Here is a 15,779-nt window from a genome sequence, read left to right as displayed (position 1 = left end):
CGCGCGCGTCAGGCGTCGCGCGCGTCGGGACTATAGCCGAGTTCGTAAGACAGTTTCCGCGCGCACGCGCGCAGCGCGGTGTCGATCTCGCCGCCCCACGCGATATCGAACGAGCCTTCCTGGCCGAGCGCGACGATCGCGAGCGCGAGCTCGCCGACCGCGTCGAACACGGGCATGCAGAACGCGTGGATCGTCGGCAGCAGCATCCCCTCGACGCGCGCGGCCTCGTGCTCGCGCACGTCGGCCAGCACCGCGTCGACTTCGTCGAGCGTGCGCGGGCCGCCGTGATGCGGCGAGCGGCGCGTATCGGCGAGTTCGCGCTCGAGCATCGCGGCGGTCTTGCTGCGCGGCAGGTATGCGGCGAACAGCAGCCCGGTCGCGGAACCGAGCAGCGGCATCACGTCGCCGAGCTTCAGCGACGCCTTCGCCGGATGGCTCGATTCCATCCAGTGCACGATCGTCGGCCCCTGGTTGCCCCACACCGCGATGCCGACCGTCTGGTCGAGGCGGTCGCGGAATTCGGTCAGCGCGATCCGCGCGAGCTTCACGCCGTCGACGCGCGCGAGCCGCGCGAGCCCCATCTGCAGCGCGAAGCCGCCGAGCTCGTAGCGGCCCGACACGGGGTCCTGCGACACGACGCCGAGCCGCGAAAAGCTGACCAGGTAGCGGTGCGCCTTCGCAGGACTCATGCCCGCGCGCTGTGCGAGGTCGCGCAGCATCATCGCGCGCGGCTCGCTCGTCAGCACGTCGAGCAGGCGGAAGCCGACCTCGATCGACTGGATGCCGGAACGGACCTTCTCGCCGTGCTCGCCGGAAGCGGCGTCGTCGGTGTCGGAGTCGGCGAGATCGTCGTCGGGAAGCGGGCTGGCGGGCATGGGCAGCGGGTGCGCGAAAATGCGGCAAGGATCGGGGCGAAAACGGCGTGCGCGATCGTGGCGCGCCGCATGGATTCACCATCGTAAAATAGATTCCCTCCATCGTCACTACAACGGCAGATTCCCCTTATGAAACTTGCTTCGCTGAAGGACGGCACGCGCGACGGCCAGCTGATCGTCGTGTCGCGCGACCTGCACACCGCGGCGATCGCCGACGCGATCGCGCCGACGCTGCAGCGCGTCCTCGACGACTGGGCGTTCTACGCGCCGCAGCTGCGCGACCTGTACGACGCGCTGAACCACGGCCGCGCGCGCAACGCGTTCTCGTTCGATCCGGCCAGCTGCATGGCGCCGCTGCCGCGCGCGTTCCAGTGGGCCGACGGCTCCGCGTACGTGAACCACGTCGAGCTCGTGCGCCGCGCGCGCGGCGCAGAGATGCCGCCCGAGTTCTGGACCGATCCGCTGATGTACCAGGGCGGCAGCGACGATTTCCTGGGGCCCCGCGACGACGTCGTGTGCCCGTCCGAGGAATGGGGCATCGATTTCGAGGCGGAAGTCGCGGTGATCACCGGCGACGTGCCGATGAGCGCATCGCCCGACGACGCGCTGAAGGCCGTGCGGCTCGTCACGCTCGTGAACGACGTGTCGCTGCGCAACCTGATTCCGGCCGAGCTCGCGAAGGGCTTCGGCTTCTTCCAGAGCAAGCCGGCCACCGCGTTCGCGCCGGTCGCCGTGACGCCCGACGAGCTCGGCGACGAATGGCGCGAAGGCCGCGTGCACCGGCCGATGATCGTCCACTGGAACGGCAGGAAGGTCGGCCAGCCCGATGCGGGCACCGACATGGTGTTCCACTTCGGCCAGCTGGTCGCGCACGCGGCGAAGACGCGCAACCTGCGCGCCGGCTCGATCGTCGGTTCGGGCACGGTGTCGAACAAGGATGCGAAGCGCGGCTACTGCTGCATCGCCGAGAAGCGCTGCCTCGAGACGATCGAGCAGGGCGCGCCGCAGACCGAATTCATGCGCTACGGCGACACCGTGCGCATCGAGATGTTCGACGCGGCCGGCAAGTCGATCTTCGGCGCGATCGAGCAGTCGGTCGCACCGCCCGACGGCGCGGCGTAAGTCACGCGGGCACGCAACGCCCGCGCGAAACCCGGCTCCGGCCCGCGCGCCGGGTTTCGCCTGATGTTTGCCCGCGCGGGCTTGGCTACACTCGATTCAAGAGCCTCGAGCAAGGAGCAGGCGCATGGCCGATCTCGCCGCATACGGCGGTTACGAAGCACTGAAGGTGACGCGCCGCGACCATGGCGTGCTCGACATCGTGATGAGCGGCGAGGGTGCGAACCGTAGCGGCCTCGCGACCGCGAACGCGCGCATGCATCGCGAGCTCGCCGACATCTGGCGCGACGTCGACCGCGATCCCGACACGCGCGTCGCGGTGATCCGCGGCGAAGGCAAGGGTTTTTCGGCGGGCGGCGATCTCGCGCTCGTCGAGGACATGGCGAACGACTTCGACGTGCGCGCCCGCGTGTGGCGCGAGGCGCGCGACCTCGTCTACAACGTGATCAACTGCAGCAAGCCGATCGTGTCGGCGATGCACGGGCCGGCCGTCGGCGCGGGGCTCGTCGCCGGGCTGCTCGCCGACATTTCGATCGCCGCGAAGGATGCGCGCATCATCGACGGCCATACGCGGCTCGGCGTCGCGGCCGGCGACCACGCGGCGATCGTGTGGCCGCTGCTGTGCGGGATGGCGAAGGCGAAGTACTACCTGCTGCTGTGCGAGCCCGTGAGCGGCGCGGAGGCCGAGCGGATCGGGCTGGTATCGCTCGCGGTCGAGCCGGCCGACCTGCTGCCGAAGGCGTACGAAGTGGCCGAGCGGCTCGCGCACGGCTCGCAGTCGGCGATCCGCTGGACCAAGTACGCGCTGAACAACTGGCTGCGCGCGGCCGGGCCGACCTTCGACGCGTCGCTCGCGCTCGAATTCATGGGCTTCTCGGGGCCCGACGTGCAGGAGGGCATCCGCTCGCTGCGCGAGCGGCGTCCGCCCGACTTCCCCGGCGACGCGCCGTTCTGACGCGCGCTATGATCGAATCACGCGCGGCTGCGCGACGCATGGCGGCCGCCTCGCTCCCCCAGTCTAACCAGGATGCCCGTATGACGACCGATGCCTCCGGCTCCAACCCTTTCGCCGGCTTTGCCGGCTTCCAGCCCGCCGACATGATGGACCGGATGTGGGACATGATGCGGATGTCGCCGTTCGGCGGGATGACGTCGTTTCCGGGCGCCACGCATGGGCTGCCGCCGTCGCTGTCGAGCATGTCCGACATGATGGCGCCGCTCACGAGCGTCGAGGAACTCGACAAGCGGATCACCGATCTGCGCGCGGTCGAGCAGTGGCTGAAGCTCAATCTCGGGATGCTGCAGTCCGCGATCCAGGCGCTCGAGGTGCAGCGCGCGACGCTCGCGACGCTGCGGGCGTTCGGCGCGTTCGCGCAAAGCTCGATGTCGGCGGCCGAGGACGCGGCCGTCGCGGCGGCGCAGGCGGCGAAAGCCGCGTCGGCGCCGCCGGGCGACGCAGCGCCGGCGGCGGACGGCGCGGATGCGCCGCCGGAAGGCGATGCCGCGCAGCAGGCGTTCGATCCGGCCGGCTGGTGGAACCTGCTGCAGTCGCAGTTCAACCAGCTCGCGAGCCTCGCGATGGCGCAGCCGGGCATGCAGCCCGCGCCGCCGGACGCTGCCGCCCCGCCGGAGCAGGCCGCGAAGCCGGCGCCGGCCGCCGCCGCGCCGCGCAAGCCCGCCGCGAAGCGCGCGAAGCCGGCCGGCTCGGCGGCGGTGCGCGCGGCCGCCGCTTCGTCGCCCGCAACCCGTCCGCCGAAGCGCTCGACGTGACGCGGCGCCGGTAGCAGGTCGATCATGCGGCTCGCGCTCGTTCTGATGGGAGGCGGCGCGCGTGCCGCCTACCAGGTCGGCGTGCTGAAGGCGCTGGCCGAGATCGCGCTCGAGGCCGATCCGGACCGGCACACGCTGCCGTTCGCGGTCGTGTGCGGCTCGTCGGCCGGCGCGATCAACGCAACGTCGATCGCGAGCCACGCGGACGACTTTTCCCACGGCGTGCGCCGCCTGCTCGAATTCTGGGAGCACCTGCGCCCCGACTACGTGTACCGCACCGACTGGCTCGGCATCGCGGCCGCCGGCGCGCGCTGGCTCGCGACGATGACGTTCGGCTGGGCGGCCCGCCGTTCGCCGCGCGGGCTGCTCGACAACACGCCGCTCGCGCACCTGCTGCAGCGCGAACTGAGCTTCCACCGGATCGAGCAGATGCTCGAGGCGCGGCTGCTGCACGCGCTTGCGGTGACGGCGCTCAGTTATTCGAGCGGCCGGCACCTCACGTTCTACCAGGCGGCCGAGCCGATCCAGGCGTGGCGGCGCGCGCAGCGCACCGCGCGGCTCGTCGATCTGTCGGCGTCGCACCTGCTCGCGTCGTCGGCGATTCCGTTCGTGTTCCCGGCCGTGCCGCTCGTGCTCGACGGGCAGATCGAGTACTTCGGCGACGGTTCGATCCGGCAGATCGCGCCGCTGTCGCCGGCGATCCACTTCGGCGCGCACCGGATCGTCGTCGTCGGTGCGGCCGACCCGCGGCCCGAGATTCCGGCCGCGAACGGCGCCGGCCGCGTGCGCGGCTACCCGTCGCTCGCGCAGATCGGCCAGCAGGTGCTTGCGAGCGTGTTCCTCGACTCGATCGGCTCGGACATCGAGCGGATCGAGCACATCAACCGGATGATCGAGCACCTGCCGCACCAGGTCGAGGTCGACAGCGGCTGGCGGCACGTCGACGTGCTGGCGATCGCGCCGTCCGAGCGTATCGAGCTGATCGCCGCGAAGCACCTGAAGCAGATGCCGGCGGCGATGCGCGGGCTGCTCGGCGCGGTCGGCGGCAGCCAGCCGGCCGGCGCGTCGTTCGCGAGCTACCTGCTGTTCGAGGAGGCGTTCACGCGCGAACTGATCGAGCTCGGCTATGGCGACGGGCGCGCGCAGCGCGACACGCTCGCCGGCTGGATCGCACAGGCGGACGGCAGCAGCGCGCCGGCAGCCGGCACGCCGCCGGAAGACGGGCTCGCGACGGGCGAAATACGGGTCTGATGCACGCAGATGGCGCGCGGTTGCGCGAGGTTGCGTTTTCGCGACGGTCGGGCGCGACCGATCGCCGCACCGGGATTGGCGGCGCGCGACCGGGCAGGCGTCTCGGAAGCGTCATACACGCGTGATATCATGGCCGCCGCCGTATACACCACATCGAGCAGCCCGCCGATCCGGCATCCGCACGGGACCCTACGGGGAACCCGCCTGGGGGCAGGGGACGGGCTCGCCAACGAGCCGGCCAGCGCCGGCCCCCCACTCAGGCAAGCGCGGCCGGTTCCGTTCGAACGGAGCGTGGCTGCGGCGTGCCCAACGGCGGCGGCGCGACCGCCCGGCTGCCGGACGTGGAATCAGCGTCCGGTCGGTCGGTTTCACGCGTAAAATTACAGTCTTGGCTGCAAAAAGCGCGCTTGGCGCGCCTTTGTGGCAACAGTCACGTTTAGAGAAGTCGCATTGCGCAGAACAGGGGTGGGACCATCATGAACACGATGCTTTATCCGGAACTTTACAGGTCGCTCGAAGCCGTCCGCTGGGACATGGAGAAGGACATTCCGTGGGACAAGTTCGACGCTTCGCTGCTCACCGACGAGCAGGCGAAGACGATCAAGATGAACGCGATCACCGAATGGTCGGCGCTGCCCGCAACGGAAATGTTCCTGCGCGACAACCAGCACGACAGCGACTTTTCCGCGTTCATGAGCGTGTGGTTCTTCGAGGAGCAGAAGCATTCGCTCGTGCTGATGGAATACCTGCGCCGCTTCAAGCCGGACATGGTGCCGACCGAAGAGGAGCTGCACGCGGTGCGCTTCCAGTTCGATCCGGCGCCGCCGCTCGAGACGCTGATGCTGCACTTCTGCGGCGAGATCCGCCTGAACCACTGGTACCGCTGCGCGGCTGACTGGCACACCGAGCCCGTCATCAAGCAGATCTACGAAACGATCTCGCGCGATGAAGCGCGCCACGGCGGCGCGTACCTGCGCTACATGAAGAAGGCGCTGAACAACTGCGGCGACGTCGCGCGTGCCGCGTTCGCGAAGATCGGCGTGTTGATGGCGTCGGCGCGCCGCACCGAGAAGCCGCTGCACCCGACCAACCTGCACGTGAACCAGGCGCTGTTCCCGCGCGACACCGTGCAGTCGCGCCTGCCGGATCCGGAATGGCTCGAGCGCTGGCTCGACGAGCAGATCCGTTTCGACGGCGAGTGGGAAAAGAAGGTTGTCGAGCGCATCCTGCACAACCTGTCGATCCTGTTCGAGCGCACGTTCGCGACCGCGCAGGAGCTGAACCGCTATCGCAAGGAAGTCACCAGCCGCCTGCAGGCCGAAAGCGGCCCGTCGTCGGCCGCGCAGCCGGCCTGAGGCCGCAAGGCGCCGCAGCCGGCGTGAATCGCGCCGGCCGCATTGCGCCGTTTCGCGTCCGTTGCATGAAGCCCGCCCGGCCGGTCCGGCGGGCTTTTTATCTGGCGCTGCCGCCGGGGCCGCCGCGCGCCCCATCGTTCATTTCGTCCGATCTCCATCATGTCCGCCACCTTCGAACGCAAGCTGATTACCCGTGATGCCCTGGTTGCCCTGCGCGCGTCGCTGCCGTCGCCCGTCGTGTTCACCAACGGCGTATTCGACATCCTGCATCGCGGCCACGTCACGTATCTCGCCGACGCGAAAGCGCTCGGCGCGTGCCTGATCGTCGGCGTGAACTGCGATGCGTCGGTGCGCATGCTCGGCAAGGGCGACGATCGGCCGATCAACCGCGAGGATGACCGCGCGGCGCTGCTCGCGGCGCTGGAAAGCGTCGACTGGGTCGTGAAGTTCGAGGAACAGACGCCGGTGTCGCTGATCGAGGCCATCCGTCCGGACATCCTCGTGAAGGGCGGCGACTACGACATGGATGCGCTGCCGGAATCGGCGCTCGTGCGCGGCTGGGGCGGCCGCGCGCTGGCGATTCCGTTCGAGCACGACCGCTCGACCACCGCGTTGCTGAAGAAGGTCCGCGCGCAGCAGTCCTGAGCGCGGCCCGGCGCTGTCAGGGCGCGGATGCCGCAAGCGGCGCGGCCATGACGGCCGGCGGCGCGATCGGGCCGCCGACGACGGGCTGGTCGGCCGCCTGCGCCAGCGGCGTCACGCGCAGCGCATCGGGCTGCACCTGCCGCGACAGCACGCCCGGTTCGCGCGGGCCGGCTGCCGGCAGCGGCCCGAACACGCCGCGCGCCACCACGAACGCGAGCATGTTGGCGAGAAAGAGAACAGCGATCAGCCAGCGCAGCATCGTCGACACCCCTTTTCGTTCAGTCGTTCAGTCGTTCAGTCGTTCAGTCGTTCAGTCGGGCCGGCCGCATGGCCGGCTTTTTCGTTGTTTCCGTGACTGTTCTCAACAGTCAGGCAACCCGTGTGCGGCCTTTGCCTCGCGGGCGGCGGGCCGCTTGCAGTGGCGCGTTCCCCCAACGTTCCCGCGACGAAATCCTGCACCGACATGCGCCGATACCGTCGGCGAGACGGCGAAGCCGACGCAACTCCGTCAATTCTGCGCGGCCGCTTCCTCGGCGATCAGCGCGAGCCCGGACAGGATCAACGCGTCGTGCCGCGTATGCGGCAGCGTCAGCGCGCGCGCGACCTCGTCCGCCGCGCCGCCTGCCAGCACGAGCCGCACGGGTGCCTGCCATGCATCGGCGAGATCGCGCCAGGCGCGTTCGATCAGCCCCGCCTGCGCGTACAGGCAGCCTGCCGACAGCGAACGCGGTGTATCGACCTGAAACGGCTCGGCCTGCGCACCTGCGAGCAGCCCGCTCGCGATGTCGGTGGTCAGCGTCGGCAACTGCGCGGTGTGCGTGCCGAGCGCGCGCATCATCAGCGCCCAGCCCGGCGCGATCAGCCCGCCCGTGAAGCGGCCGTCCGCGCGCAGCGCCTCGAGCGTCGTCGCGGTGCCGAACGTCGCGATCAGCAAGTGCTCGCCCGGAAAGGCCGCATGTGCGCCGATCAGGCCGGCCCAGCGGTCGCTGCCGAGCTGTTCGGGCGTCGTATAGCCGTTCGTCACGCCGCATTGCGCGGAGCGCGAGCGTATCGTCGTGCGCGGCAGGCCCGGCCAGCGCGCGTCGAGCAGCGCGTCGATTCGTGCGGCCACGTCGGCGCCCGCGACGTTCGAGATCCATGCGCCGCGCGGACGCGGCAGGTTCGACCAGTCGGGATCGCCGCCGCCGTCGCGTGCGTGGCCGAACGCGCCGGTCTGGACAAGCGTGCGCTGCGCATCGGCGAGCGCCCACTTGATCCGGCTGTTGCCGGCGTCGATCAGCAGGTACGGCTCGTTCATTGCGCTTCGCGCAGCGACACGTCGCCGGCCGCGATCGCCTGCACGCCGTTCGGCGTGTCGAGCAGCAACTGGCCGGTCGCATCGATGCCGGTCGCGATGCCGCGTGCGCGTTCGACGCCCTGTTCGAGCAGCACGACTTCGCGGCCCGCGTACGCGTGCAGTGCATGCCAGCGCGGCAGGAACGGCGCGAGCCCGTCGGCGCCGAACTGCGCGAGTGCGGGCGTGAGCGCGTTCAGCGACGCGGCGAGCGTATCGGTGAGGTTGGCCGATGCGCATGCGATCGACAGCGCGGCAGGCGGCAGCCCGCTCGCGAGCGTCGCGTCGCGCGCGCGCAGCGCGTCGACCTGCGCGGCGACGGCTTCCGCGCCGCGCACGTTGATGCCGAAGCCGATCACGACGGCGGTCGCGCCGGCGGTGGTCCACACGGTTTCGATCAGGATCCCGGCGAGCTTGCCGACGATGCGCCGCGTGCCGTCGTCGGTGGCCATCAGCAGCAGGTCGTTCGGCCATTTGAGCGCGACGCGCATGCGGGCGTCGAGCGGCAGCGTGGCCAGCCCTTCGGCGAGCGCGACGCCGATCGCGATGCTGAGGCCGCCGAGCGCGTCGACGGCGCGCGGCACGATGCAGCCGACCGAGCACAGCAGCGCGTTGCCGGGCTGCGCGAACCACGGGCGGCCCTGCCGGCCGCGGCCGGCCGTCTGCTCGAACGCGACGCGCACGAGCGGCGCGGGCAATGCGTTCGCGCTGCGCGGCAGCGCCTTGAGCCGCGTCGCGACGTCGGCGTTGGTCGAGCCGGTGGCGGCGACGATGTCGAGCGGCCACGCACGCGGCGCGGCGTCCAGGTGCGCGTCGAGCCGGTTGCGCGCGATGTGCGCGTCGCCGGAATCGGGCGTGTCGGAGGAGGTGGGGGCGTTCATGGTGGCTATTGTAGCGACAGGGGGCGGGGGCGCGTTGGGGAGCGGGGAACAGGTATGTACCGATATGGTCGCGCCACGCAAGTTCAGAATCTTGGAATTTCGCGAGACCGAATCAACATCGATACAAAGATCTGGCGCAACGATTCGCTCATTCTTCCGAGCCAGCGTAACCGGATCGAGATCGAGTTCATTCCCGCCTGTTCGCCTGGCGGCTGTGAGAACACTTGCGGCACAACCATGCACCGGCAGAAATATCGACGGCGATGGCCGCGCATCCGGCGCGGCTGTTTGTTTGCGGGCTCGGCTTCACGGACACGCAAGCGCTTGCAGTCGGTGTTCTGCTTGACCACGGGCCTGTTACCGCTTTCGTCTGCAGAACCCGGCACCGTTGCGCACGGGCGCCAGCCTGCATCTTGATATTCACGACCGGCGCGACTACGTTCGATATATCCGCTCCGACAGCCCGCGCGGCGTGCGCCAGCGCGTCCTCGTCGTTGCCGCATCGAGGGAAATGGCGATGAACAAGCTTCATTCGTGTTCGAGCCTGTCCAGCCTGTTCGAGCGCTTTCACCGCAAGACGCCCCGGATCTCCGACGCCGTCGGGCTCCCGATGACGCGCGCCTGTCGCCGGCTGATGGACTCGCTCGCGTCGGCATGGTCGGCGGTGCGCTCGGGTATGTCGCATACGCACCGGCACTGACGCGGCGGACCGTTTTCAAGGAGGTGGCCATGCAACTCCACATGCATTCGCACCATTACGCGCGCCGCGTTCCGGTGTGGCGAGCAGCCGTGATCGGCGGGTGCGTGGCCGGTGCGGTTTTCCTGGTCATCCAGGTCGTCGCGGCGGCAATCATCGGACACGACGCGTGGGCACCGCTGCGCATGATCGCGGCCATCTACTTCGGCGACGACGCGCTCGCGCCGTCGATCACGGTCGAAGTGGGGACGCTGCTGGCGGCGCTGGGCGTGCACTTCGCGTTGTCGATCGTATTTGCGCTGATTCTGGCCGTGATCATCGCGTGTTTCAGCCTGGATTCGAGCGTCGGGATGGCCAGCGTGGCGGGGGGCGTATTCGGCGTGCTGCTGTACGTCGTCAACTACTACGGCATGACTCAGTTGTTCCCGTGGTTCGCCGACGCGCGAGGGTGGGTGAGCGCGCTCGATCACATCGTCTTCGGACTGATCGTGTCCGACGCGTACATGCGTCTGGAGCGACCCGCGCAGAGCGGTGCCGCCTGACGGGATGCCGCGACGGCGCCCGGCCAGGCGGCAGGGGCGCGTCACGGAGCGACGACCGGATGCTTCAGCGCATGCGCGGTCTCGATCCACTGCGCGTGGAATTCGTCCGCGTCGGGCCGTAGCCCCAGCTCGCCGTTGCGATAGGCCATCGCGAGCGTCTGCACGGCTTCCGGCAACTCGTGTTCGGCGGCCCGGCGATACAGCGCGAGCGCGCGCGCGTCGTCGCGCGGCACGCCGCTGCCGTCGCGGTACGCGTTCGCGAGCATGAAGTCCGCGGCCGGGATGTCCGCGCGCGACGCGACGTCGAACCAGTGCGCGGCCTGCACCGGATCGGCGGCGATGCCGTAGCCGCTGCGATAGATCAGCCCGAGGTAATACGCGGCGGCCGGGTCGCCCTGTTCGGCCGCTTCGCCGAGCAGCGCGCGGGCGCGTGCGTAGTCCTTCGGGATGTCGCCGCTGCCGAGCAGCAGTGCCTTGCCGAGCGCGAGTTGCGCGCGCCGCGCAGCCGGTGCGTCAGCCTTGCCGTTCGCCTGCGCGGCGGTTTCCAGCCAGCCGCGCCCCTCGTCGCGCAGCCCCGGTTCGCGCGCGTCGACGAGCGCGATGCCGAGCGCCGTCTGCGCGGCGCCCGACCCGCGGCGCGCGAGCGTGCGCAACTGCGCGAGCGCGTGCGGCTCGGTGGCCTGCGTGACCATCGCCTGCCACTCGTCGAGCTGCGCGGCGCTCGGTGCGGGGCCGGCGCCGCGCAAGCCGGTCGCGGCTACCACGGCCGCGACGGTCACGGCCGCCGCCGCGAGCAGGGCGGCCGGCGGGAGTTTCGCGCGCAGCAGGCGCCGCGCGGCGGCGGCGAAGCCGGTTTCGGCCGGCCGCATCGTCCGGATCGGTTGCATCGCGTGTCTCATTGCGTGAGGTCGATCTCGTAGGTGGCGAGGTTCTTGCCCGAACCGTCGTCGGCCGCGACCTGCGTGATGCCGGCCAGGCCGGCGGCGGCGGCATCGCCGAGGCGGTTCGGCGCGGACGCGAACTGCACGTGCGCGACCGAGCTCGCGAGCTTCGTGAAGCGCCAGCTGCGCTGCGCGCCATCGGCCGTGCGCGTGATCGCGCCGCGCTTCTTGATGAACGAGATCAGCACGTCGCGGTTCGCGTCTGGCGACGCGAAGATCGTCTTGCTGCCGTCGAGGCCCGGGAAGTTGCCGCCGCCGCTCGCGCGGTAGTTGTTGGTCGCGACGATGAACTGCGCGTTCGGGTCGATCGGCGCGCCCTTGTACGTCAGGTTCCTGATCCGGCTGCCGAGCGGCTGGGTGACGTCGATCTCGTACGACAGATCGGCGGACGTGAACATGTCGAAGTTGTAGCCGGGGAAGCTGCTGACGAGCTTCTGCACGGTCGCTTGCGTCGGGTCGATCCGGTTGAAGCGCTTCGCGGCGGTCTCGAGCCAGTTCTTCACGTCGGCGCCGCTCACCTTCACCGCGTACACGGTGTTCGGATACAGGTACAGGTCGGCCGCGTTGTTGATCGCGAGCGCGCCCGGCGCGACGTCGGTATAGTCGCTGCCGCCGCCGAAGCCGCTCTTGAACGGCGCGCTGACCGACAGCACCGGCAGCGACGCGTACTGCGGCAGGTTCGCCTGCACGTAGGTCCTCACGTAGTCGGCCTGCGCCTCGTTGACGATCTGGATCGCGCCCGGATCGCCGACATCCGCGAAGTACGAGTTCATCCGGTAGTCGGTCGAGCCGATCGGCGTTTTCACGTAGTCGATCGTCGCCTGGTGCTCGGCCGCGATCGCCGCGGATACCGACGGGTCGGCCGCGACGTAGGTCTTGTCGGCGTTCTGGATCGGCCGCGCCTCGACGGTCGTCTGCGACTTGTCGACGCTCCACGTCTTGCCGTCGAACTTCAGGCCGAGCTTGATCACGCCGAGGTGCTTGCCCCAGTAGTTGGCCATCACGGTCGGCACGCCGTTGACGGTGCCCTTGACCTTGTCGACGCCCGGCAGGTTGAACTGCGACACGGTGCTGTTCGCGTCCGGGAACACCTGGTGCGAGTGGCCGATCAGCATCGCGTCGATGCCGGAGACGGTCGACAGCCACCAGCTGCCGTTTTCCATCGTCGGCGAATACGCGGAATTGTCGAGGCCGCCGTGCGAGATCGCGACGACGAGATCGGCGCCCTTCGCGCGCATCTCGGGAATGTACTTCTCGGCGGCTTCCTTCAGGCCGGTCGTGTAGACCTTGCCGTCGAGCCAGCGCTTGTCCCAGCTCATGATCGCGGGCGGCGTGAAGCCGATGATGCCGACCTTCACAGGCGCGCTGACCGTCTTGCCGTCCGGTGTCGTCGCCGTCACCGTGCGGGTCAGGATCGTGTACGGCGTGAACAGCGGTGCGTTGGTCTTCGCGCTGATCACGTTCGCGAGCACCTGCGGGAAGTTCGGGCCCGCGCACTTCTTCTGCTGGGCCGGAGCCGGCAGCCCGTCGACCTCGAACGTGTTGCCGGTCACCTGCGACAGGTACGGCAGCCCGTAGTTGAACTCGTGGTTGCCGATCCCGCCGCCGTCGAATTTCGCGGCGTTCATCACCTTGTAGATCGCCAGCGTCTGGTCGCAGCCGATCGGCTTCACGAGCGCCTGGTAGTCCGACAGCGCGGTGCCCTGGATCGTGTCGCCGTTGTCGAGCAGCAGCGTGTTCGGGTACTGCGCGCGCGCCTGCGCGATCAGCGTCGACACCCGCTCGAAGCCGAGCGAATTGTCGGCGGCGAGCTTGAAATAGTCATACGACAACACGTTGGTGTGCAGGTCGGTCGTCTCGAGCAGCGCGAGCGTGGCCGTCGTGCCGACGGGCGCCTGGGCCTGCGACGGTGGCGGGGCGGTGACGTCGTCGCCGCCGCAGCCGGCGAGGGCAAAGGCCAGGCCGGCGAGCGCGGCGGCGGCCGGTACGCGGCGGCGGGAAAGCGGGGGGAAACGCATCGGTTGTCCTGTTTAGTGTTCTGTTATGGCGAGGTGCGCAACGAAATGGCGGCGCGGGGCGCCGACGGCCTGAGGTGCGGCGCGTGAGAGTATCGAAAGGAAACGTGACGGAAGAATGAAAGGCGATGACGCCGGCAGCGGGCCGCGATGTGCGGCGGCCTCCGGGCAGGCCCGGGCCGGGCGCTCTCGGCTGGGCGCCCCCACCGACATCCTCACGTCGCTGTGCCGGGTGGTTCGCTACAATGGCCGCTGTCATCCTTTTGCAAACAACCTGCCCTTGGACTTCGAGACTCCTCCCGGCCTGTCGGTCGACGCCGGCAGCCAGGGCCAGACGGTGCGCCTGACCGGCCAGTGGACCGCCATCGCGCTTGCGCGCAATCGCGGCGCGGTCGCGCGCCGCGTCGCGAGCATCGGGTCCGGGCGCGTGAGCGAATGGGATCTGTCCGGCATCGAGCGGCTCGACCACGTCGGCGGCCAGGCGCTGTGGCGCGTGTGGGGCCGCAAGCTGCCGGCCGGCGTCGCGCTGAGCGACACGCAGCGCACGATCTTCGAGCGCATCGAGCGGCTCGACAGCGGGCGCGAGGCGCCCGAGCGCGTCGTGCGCGTCGATCCCGTCACGCGGCTCGGCCAGGCGATCTTCACGTTCGGCGAACACCTGCAGGGCGGCATCGCGATGTTCGGCCTCGTGATCCTCGACGCGCTGTCGGTGCTGCGCCGTCCGCAGACCATGCCGTGGAAGGAAACCTCGGCGAACATCTACAGCGCCGGCGCACAGGCGCTGCCGATCACCGCGCTCGTCGCGTTCCTGATCGGCATCGTGCTCAGCTACCTGTCCGCGCAGCAGCTGCAGATGTTCGGCGCGAACCGCTACATCGTGAACATTCTCGGGCTGTCGGTGATCCGCGAGCTCGGCCCCGTGCTGTCGGCGATCCTCGTCGCGGGCCGCTCGGGCTCGGCGATCACCGCGCAGATCGGCGTGATGCGCGTGACCGAGGAGCTCGATGCGATGCGCGTGATGGGCATCCCGCACGGGCTGCGGCTGGTCCTGCCGCGCGTGCTTGCACTCGGCGTCGCGATGCCGCTGCTCGTGATGTGGACCAACATCATCGCGCTGACGGGCGGCGCGCTCGCCGCGAAGCTCGTGCTCGGGATCGACGTCAACTATTTCGTGCGCTCGCTGCCGGGCGTCGTGCCGATCGCGAACCTGTACATCGGCGTCGGCAAGGGCGTGGTGTTCGGCATGCTGATCGCGCTGGTCGCCTGCCATTTCGGCTTCCGGATCAAGGCGAACTCGCAGAGCCTCGGCGAAGGGACGACCACGTCGGTCGTGTCGTCGATCACGGTCGTGATCCTCGCCGACGCGGTGTTCGCGATCCTGTTCCAGAACGTGGGGCTCGGATGAACGCATCGAACGAATCGGCGGCCGGTGCCGCGCCGGCTCATGCCGCGGCAGTCGGCGTCGCATCTGTCGGCACGCCGCCGGCCGCAGCGGTAGATGCCGGCGACCTCGTGATCGAGGTGCGCAACCTGACCAAGCGCTACGGGCGCAACATCATTCACCAGAAGCTCGACTTCGACGTGCGGCGCGGCGAGATCGTGTCGGTCGTCGGCGGCTCGGGCTCCGGCAAAACGACGCTCGTGCGCCAGATCCTCGGCCTCGAGCGACCGACGTCGGGCACGATCAAGGTGTTCGGCGAGGATACCGCGACGATCGACGACGCGAGCGCGCGGATGATGCGCACGCGCTCGGGGATGCTGTTCCAGCAGGGCGCGCTGTTCTCGTCGATGACGGTGTTCGATAACGTCGCGCAGCCGCTGCGAGAGCTCGGCCGCGTGCCGCCGGACCTGCTGCACGACATCGTGATGCTGAAGCTCGAGATGGTCGGGCTGCCGTGCAAGCACGCGTCGAAGATGCCGGCCGCGCTGTCGGGCGGGATGGTGAAGCGGGTCGGCATCGCGCGCGCGATCGCGCTCGAGCCCGAGCTGCTGTTCCTCGACGAGCCGACGGCCGGCCTCGATCCGCAGGCGTCCGACGAGTTCGTCGAGCTGATCGCGACGCTGCACCGCACGCTCGGGCTGACCGTCGTGATGATCACGCACGATCTCGACACGATGGTCGCGCTGTCGACGCGCGTCGCGGTGCTGGCCGACCGCAAGGTGCTGGTCGCCGCGCCGGTCGAGGAGGTCGCGAACGTCGACCATCCGTTCATCCACGAATATTTCCTGGGGCTGCGCGGGCGCCGCGCATTGCAGGCGCTGCCGCCCGAGCGGCGCGCGAAGCTGCCGAAGGCGGCCCTCGAACCGGCGCTGTCGAGCGTCGAGCTGTAGGCAAGGCAAGGAGCAAGGAACCCG

16 protein-coding genes are annotated in these 15,779 nt (G+C 69.7%); 10 read left to right on the top strand and 6 right to left on the bottom strand.

Annotated elements, in window-relative coordinates; all coding sequences use genetic code 11:
• Nucleotides 1-8 precede the first annotated feature (8 nt).
• Complete coding sequence (locus BT264_RS10070; RefSeq protein WP_034179164.1) at nucleotides 9-875, bottom strand: IclR family transcriptional regulator; 867 nt, start codon at nucleotides 873-875, stop codon at nucleotides 9-11.
• A 129-nt stretch (nucleotides 876-1,004) separates the two neighbouring features.
• Here BT264_RS10070 and BT264_RS10065 point away from each other — a divergent pair, with 129 nt between their 5' ends.
• The 6 genes from BT264_RS10065 to rfaE2 all read left to right on the top strand — a co-directional run bounded on the left by BT264_RS10065 (nucleotide 1,005) and on the right by rfaE2 (nucleotide 7,015).
• Entirely contained in the window at nucleotides 1,005-1,997 is a 993-nt protein-coding gene (locus tag BT264_RS10065; RefSeq protein ID WP_072437331.1) for a fumarylacetoacetate hydrolase family protein, read from the top strand.
• A 124-nt stretch (nucleotides 1,998-2,121) separates the two neighbouring features.
• Nucleotides 2,122-2,949: an enoyl-CoA hydratase/isomerase family protein gene (locus BT264_RS10060; RefSeq protein ID WP_072437330.1), complete on the top strand. Its 828-nt coding sequence runs from the start codon at nucleotides 2,122-2,124 to the stop codon at nucleotides 2,947-2,949.
• Between the two features lie 80 nt (nucleotides 2,950-3,029).
• On the top strand, nucleotides 3,030-3,764 hold the full coding sequence (locus tag BT264_RS10055; protein ID WP_072437329.1) for a PhaM family polyhydroxyalkanoate granule multifunctional regulatory protein: 735 nt from the start codon (nucleotides 3,030-3,032) through the stop codon (nucleotides 3,762-3,764).
• Between the two features lie 24 nt (nucleotides 3,765-3,788).
• The gene (locus BT264_RS10050) at nucleotides 3,789-5,015 is read left to right on the top strand and encodes a patatin-like phospholipase family protein (RefSeq protein ID WP_072437328.1); all 1,227 of its coding nucleotides are present in this window, start codon (nucleotides 3,789-3,791) and stop codon (nucleotides 5,013-5,015) included.
• Between the two features lie 476 nt (nucleotides 5,016-5,491).
• Nucleotides 5,492-6,370: a ferritin family protein gene (locus tag BT264_RS10045; RefSeq protein ID WP_072437327.1), complete on the top strand. Its 879-nt coding sequence runs from the start codon at nucleotides 5,492-5,494 to the stop codon at nucleotides 6,368-6,370.
• 159 nt (nucleotides 6,371-6,529) lie between these two features.
• Nucleotides 6,530-7,015 (top strand): D-glycero-beta-D-manno-heptose 1-phosphate adenylyltransferase, encoded by a 486-nt coding sequence (rfaE2, locus tag BT264_RS10040; protein ID WP_072437326.1) that lies wholly within the window; start codon nucleotides 6,530-6,532, stop codon nucleotides 7,013-7,015.
• Between the two features lie 16 nt (nucleotides 7,016-7,031).
• On the opposite strand, the gene BT264_RS10035 is transcribed toward rfaE2, so the two are convergent.
• From BT264_RS10035 to BT264_RS10025, 3 genes are all read right to left on the bottom strand, one after another.
• Nucleotides 7,032-7,274 (bottom strand): hypothetical protein, encoded by a 243-nt coding sequence (locus BT264_RS10035; protein ID WP_072437658.1) that lies wholly within the window; start codon nucleotides 7,272-7,274, stop codon nucleotides 7,032-7,034.
• A 249-nt stretch (nucleotides 7,275-7,523) separates the two neighbouring features.
• The gene (locus tag BT264_RS10030) at nucleotides 7,524-8,312 is read right to left on the bottom strand and encodes a type III pantothenate kinase (protein ID WP_072437325.1); all 789 of its coding nucleotides are present in this window, start codon (nucleotides 8,310-8,312) and stop codon (nucleotides 7,524-7,526) included.
• Nucleotides 8,309-9,229: a biotin--[acetyl-CoA-carboxylase] ligase gene (locus tag BT264_RS10025; RefSeq protein WP_072437324.1), complete on the bottom strand. Its 921-nt coding sequence runs from the start codon at nucleotides 9,227-9,229 to the stop codon at nucleotides 8,309-8,311. Before BT264_RS10025 ends, BT264_RS10030 begins: the two co-directional genes overlap by 4 nt.
• Before the next feature lie 388 nt (nucleotides 9,230-9,617).
• Between BT264_RS10025 and BT264_RS10020 the strand changes: the two genes are divergently transcribed.
• Together BT264_RS10020 and BT264_RS10015 are read left to right on the top strand one after the other, a co-directional pair.
• Nucleotides 9,618-9,929, top strand: coding sequence for a hypothetical protein (locus BT264_RS10020; protein WP_072437323.1), 312 nt, complete (start codon nucleotides 9,618-9,620; stop codon nucleotides 9,927-9,929).
• Between the two features lie 29 nt (nucleotides 9,930-9,958).
• Nucleotides 9,959-10,468 (top strand): hypothetical protein, encoded by a 510-nt coding sequence (locus tag BT264_RS10015; protein WP_072437322.1) that lies wholly within the window; start codon nucleotides 9,959-9,961, stop codon nucleotides 10,466-10,468.
• A 41-nt stretch (nucleotides 10,469-10,509) separates the two neighbouring features.
• On the opposite strand, the gene BT264_RS10010 is transcribed toward BT264_RS10015, so the two are convergent.
• Nucleotides 10,510-11,355 carry a tetratricopeptide repeat protein gene (locus tag BT264_RS10010; protein ID WP_072437321.1) on the bottom strand — a complete coding sequence of 282 codons (846 nt, stop codon included), beginning with the start codon at nucleotides 11,353-11,355 and terminating at the stop codon, nucleotides 10,510-10,512.
• A gap of 8 nt (nucleotides 11,356-11,363) precedes the next feature.
• On the bottom strand, nucleotides 11,364-13,427 hold the full coding sequence (locus BT264_RS10005) for a bifunctional 2',3'-cyclic-nucleotide 2'-phosphodiesterase/3'-nucleotidase (protein ID WP_072437320.1): 2,064 nt from the start codon (nucleotides 13,425-13,427) through the stop codon (nucleotides 11,364-11,366).
• A 277-nt stretch (nucleotides 13,428-13,704) separates the two neighbouring features.
• On the opposite strand from BT264_RS10005, the gene BT264_RS10000 reads away from it, so the two are divergent.
• Both BT264_RS10000 and BT264_RS09995 read left to right on the top strand, forming a co-directional pair.
• Nucleotides 13,705-14,829 (top strand): MlaE family ABC transporter permease, encoded by a 1,125-nt coding sequence (locus BT264_RS10000; protein ID WP_072437319.1) that lies wholly within the window; start codon nucleotides 13,705-13,707, stop codon nucleotides 14,827-14,829.
• Nucleotides 14,826-15,755 (top strand): ABC transporter ATP-binding protein, encoded by a 930-nt coding sequence (locus BT264_RS09995; RefSeq protein WP_072437318.1) that lies wholly within the window; start codon nucleotides 14,826-14,828, stop codon nucleotides 15,753-15,755. Before BT264_RS10000 ends, BT264_RS09995 begins: the two co-directional genes overlap by 4 nt.
• The last annotated feature ends 24 nt before the right edge of the window (nucleotides 15,756-15,779 follow it).

Origin of the sequence: Burkholderia sp. NFPP32 (assembly GCF_900119325.1) — a bacterium.
Lineage (GTDB): Bacteria > Pseudomonadota > Gammaproteobacteria > Burkholderiales > Burkholderiaceae > Burkholderia > Burkholderia pyrrocinia_C.
Note: the sequence above shows the minus strand (reverse complement) of the source record. Positions and strands in the feature narration are given on the sequence as shown.

Excerpts from the sequence above, each read along its gene's own strand:
- BT264_RS10070 (WP_034179164.1), bottom strand. The coding sequence starts at position 875 with ATGCCCGCCAGCCCGCTTCCCGACGACGATCTCGCCGACTCCGACACC.
- BT264_RS10065 (WP_072437331.1), top strand. The coding sequence starts at position 1,005 with ATGAAACTTGCTTCGCTGAAGGACGGCACGCGCGACGGCCAGCTGATC.
- BT264_RS10060 (WP_072437330.1), top strand. The coding sequence starts at position 2,122 with ATGGCCGATCTCGCCGCATACGGCGGTTACGAAGCACTGAAGGTGACG.
- BT264_RS10055 (WP_072437329.1), top strand. The coding sequence starts at position 3,030 with ATGACGACCGATGCCTCCGGCTCCAACCCTTTCGCCGGCTTTGCCGGC.
- BT264_RS10050 (WP_072437328.1), top strand. The coding sequence starts at position 3,789 with ATGCGGCTCGCGCTCGTTCTGATGGGAGGCGGCGCGCGTGCCGCCTAC.
- BT264_RS10045 (WP_072437327.1), top strand. The coding sequence starts at position 5,492 with ATGAACACGATGCTTTATCCGGAACTTTACAGGTCGCTCGAAGCCGTC.
- rfaE2 (WP_072437326.1), top strand. The coding sequence starts at position 6,530 with ATGTCCGCCACCTTCGAACGCAAGCTGATTACCCGTGATGCCCTGGTT.
- BT264_RS10035 (WP_072437658.1), bottom strand. The coding sequence starts at position 7,274 with ATGCTGCGCTGGCTGATCGCTGTTCTCTTTCTCGCCAACATGCTCGCG.
- BT264_RS10030 (WP_072437325.1), bottom strand. The coding sequence starts at position 8,312 with ATGAACGAGCCGTACCTGCTGATCGACGCCGGCAACAGCCGGATCAAG.
- BT264_RS10025 (WP_072437324.1), bottom strand. The coding sequence starts at position 9,229 with ATGAACGCCCCCACCTCCTCCGACACGCCCGATTCCGGCGACGCGCAC.
- BT264_RS10015 (WP_072437322.1), top strand. The coding sequence starts at position 9,959 with ATGCAACTCCACATGCATTCGCACCATTACGCGCGCCGCGTTCCGGTG.
- BT264_RS10010 (WP_072437321.1), bottom strand. The coding sequence starts at position 11,355 with ATGCAACCGATCCGGACGATGCGGCCGGCCGAAACCGGCTTCGCCGCC.
- BT264_RS10005 (WP_072437320.1), bottom strand. The coding sequence starts at position 13,427 with ATGCGTTTCCCCCCGCTTTCCCGCCGCCGCGTACCGGCCGCCGCCGCG.
- BT264_RS09995 (WP_072437318.1), top strand. The coding sequence starts at position 14,826 with ATGAACGCATCGAACGAATCGGCGGCCGGTGCCGCGCCGGCTCATGCC.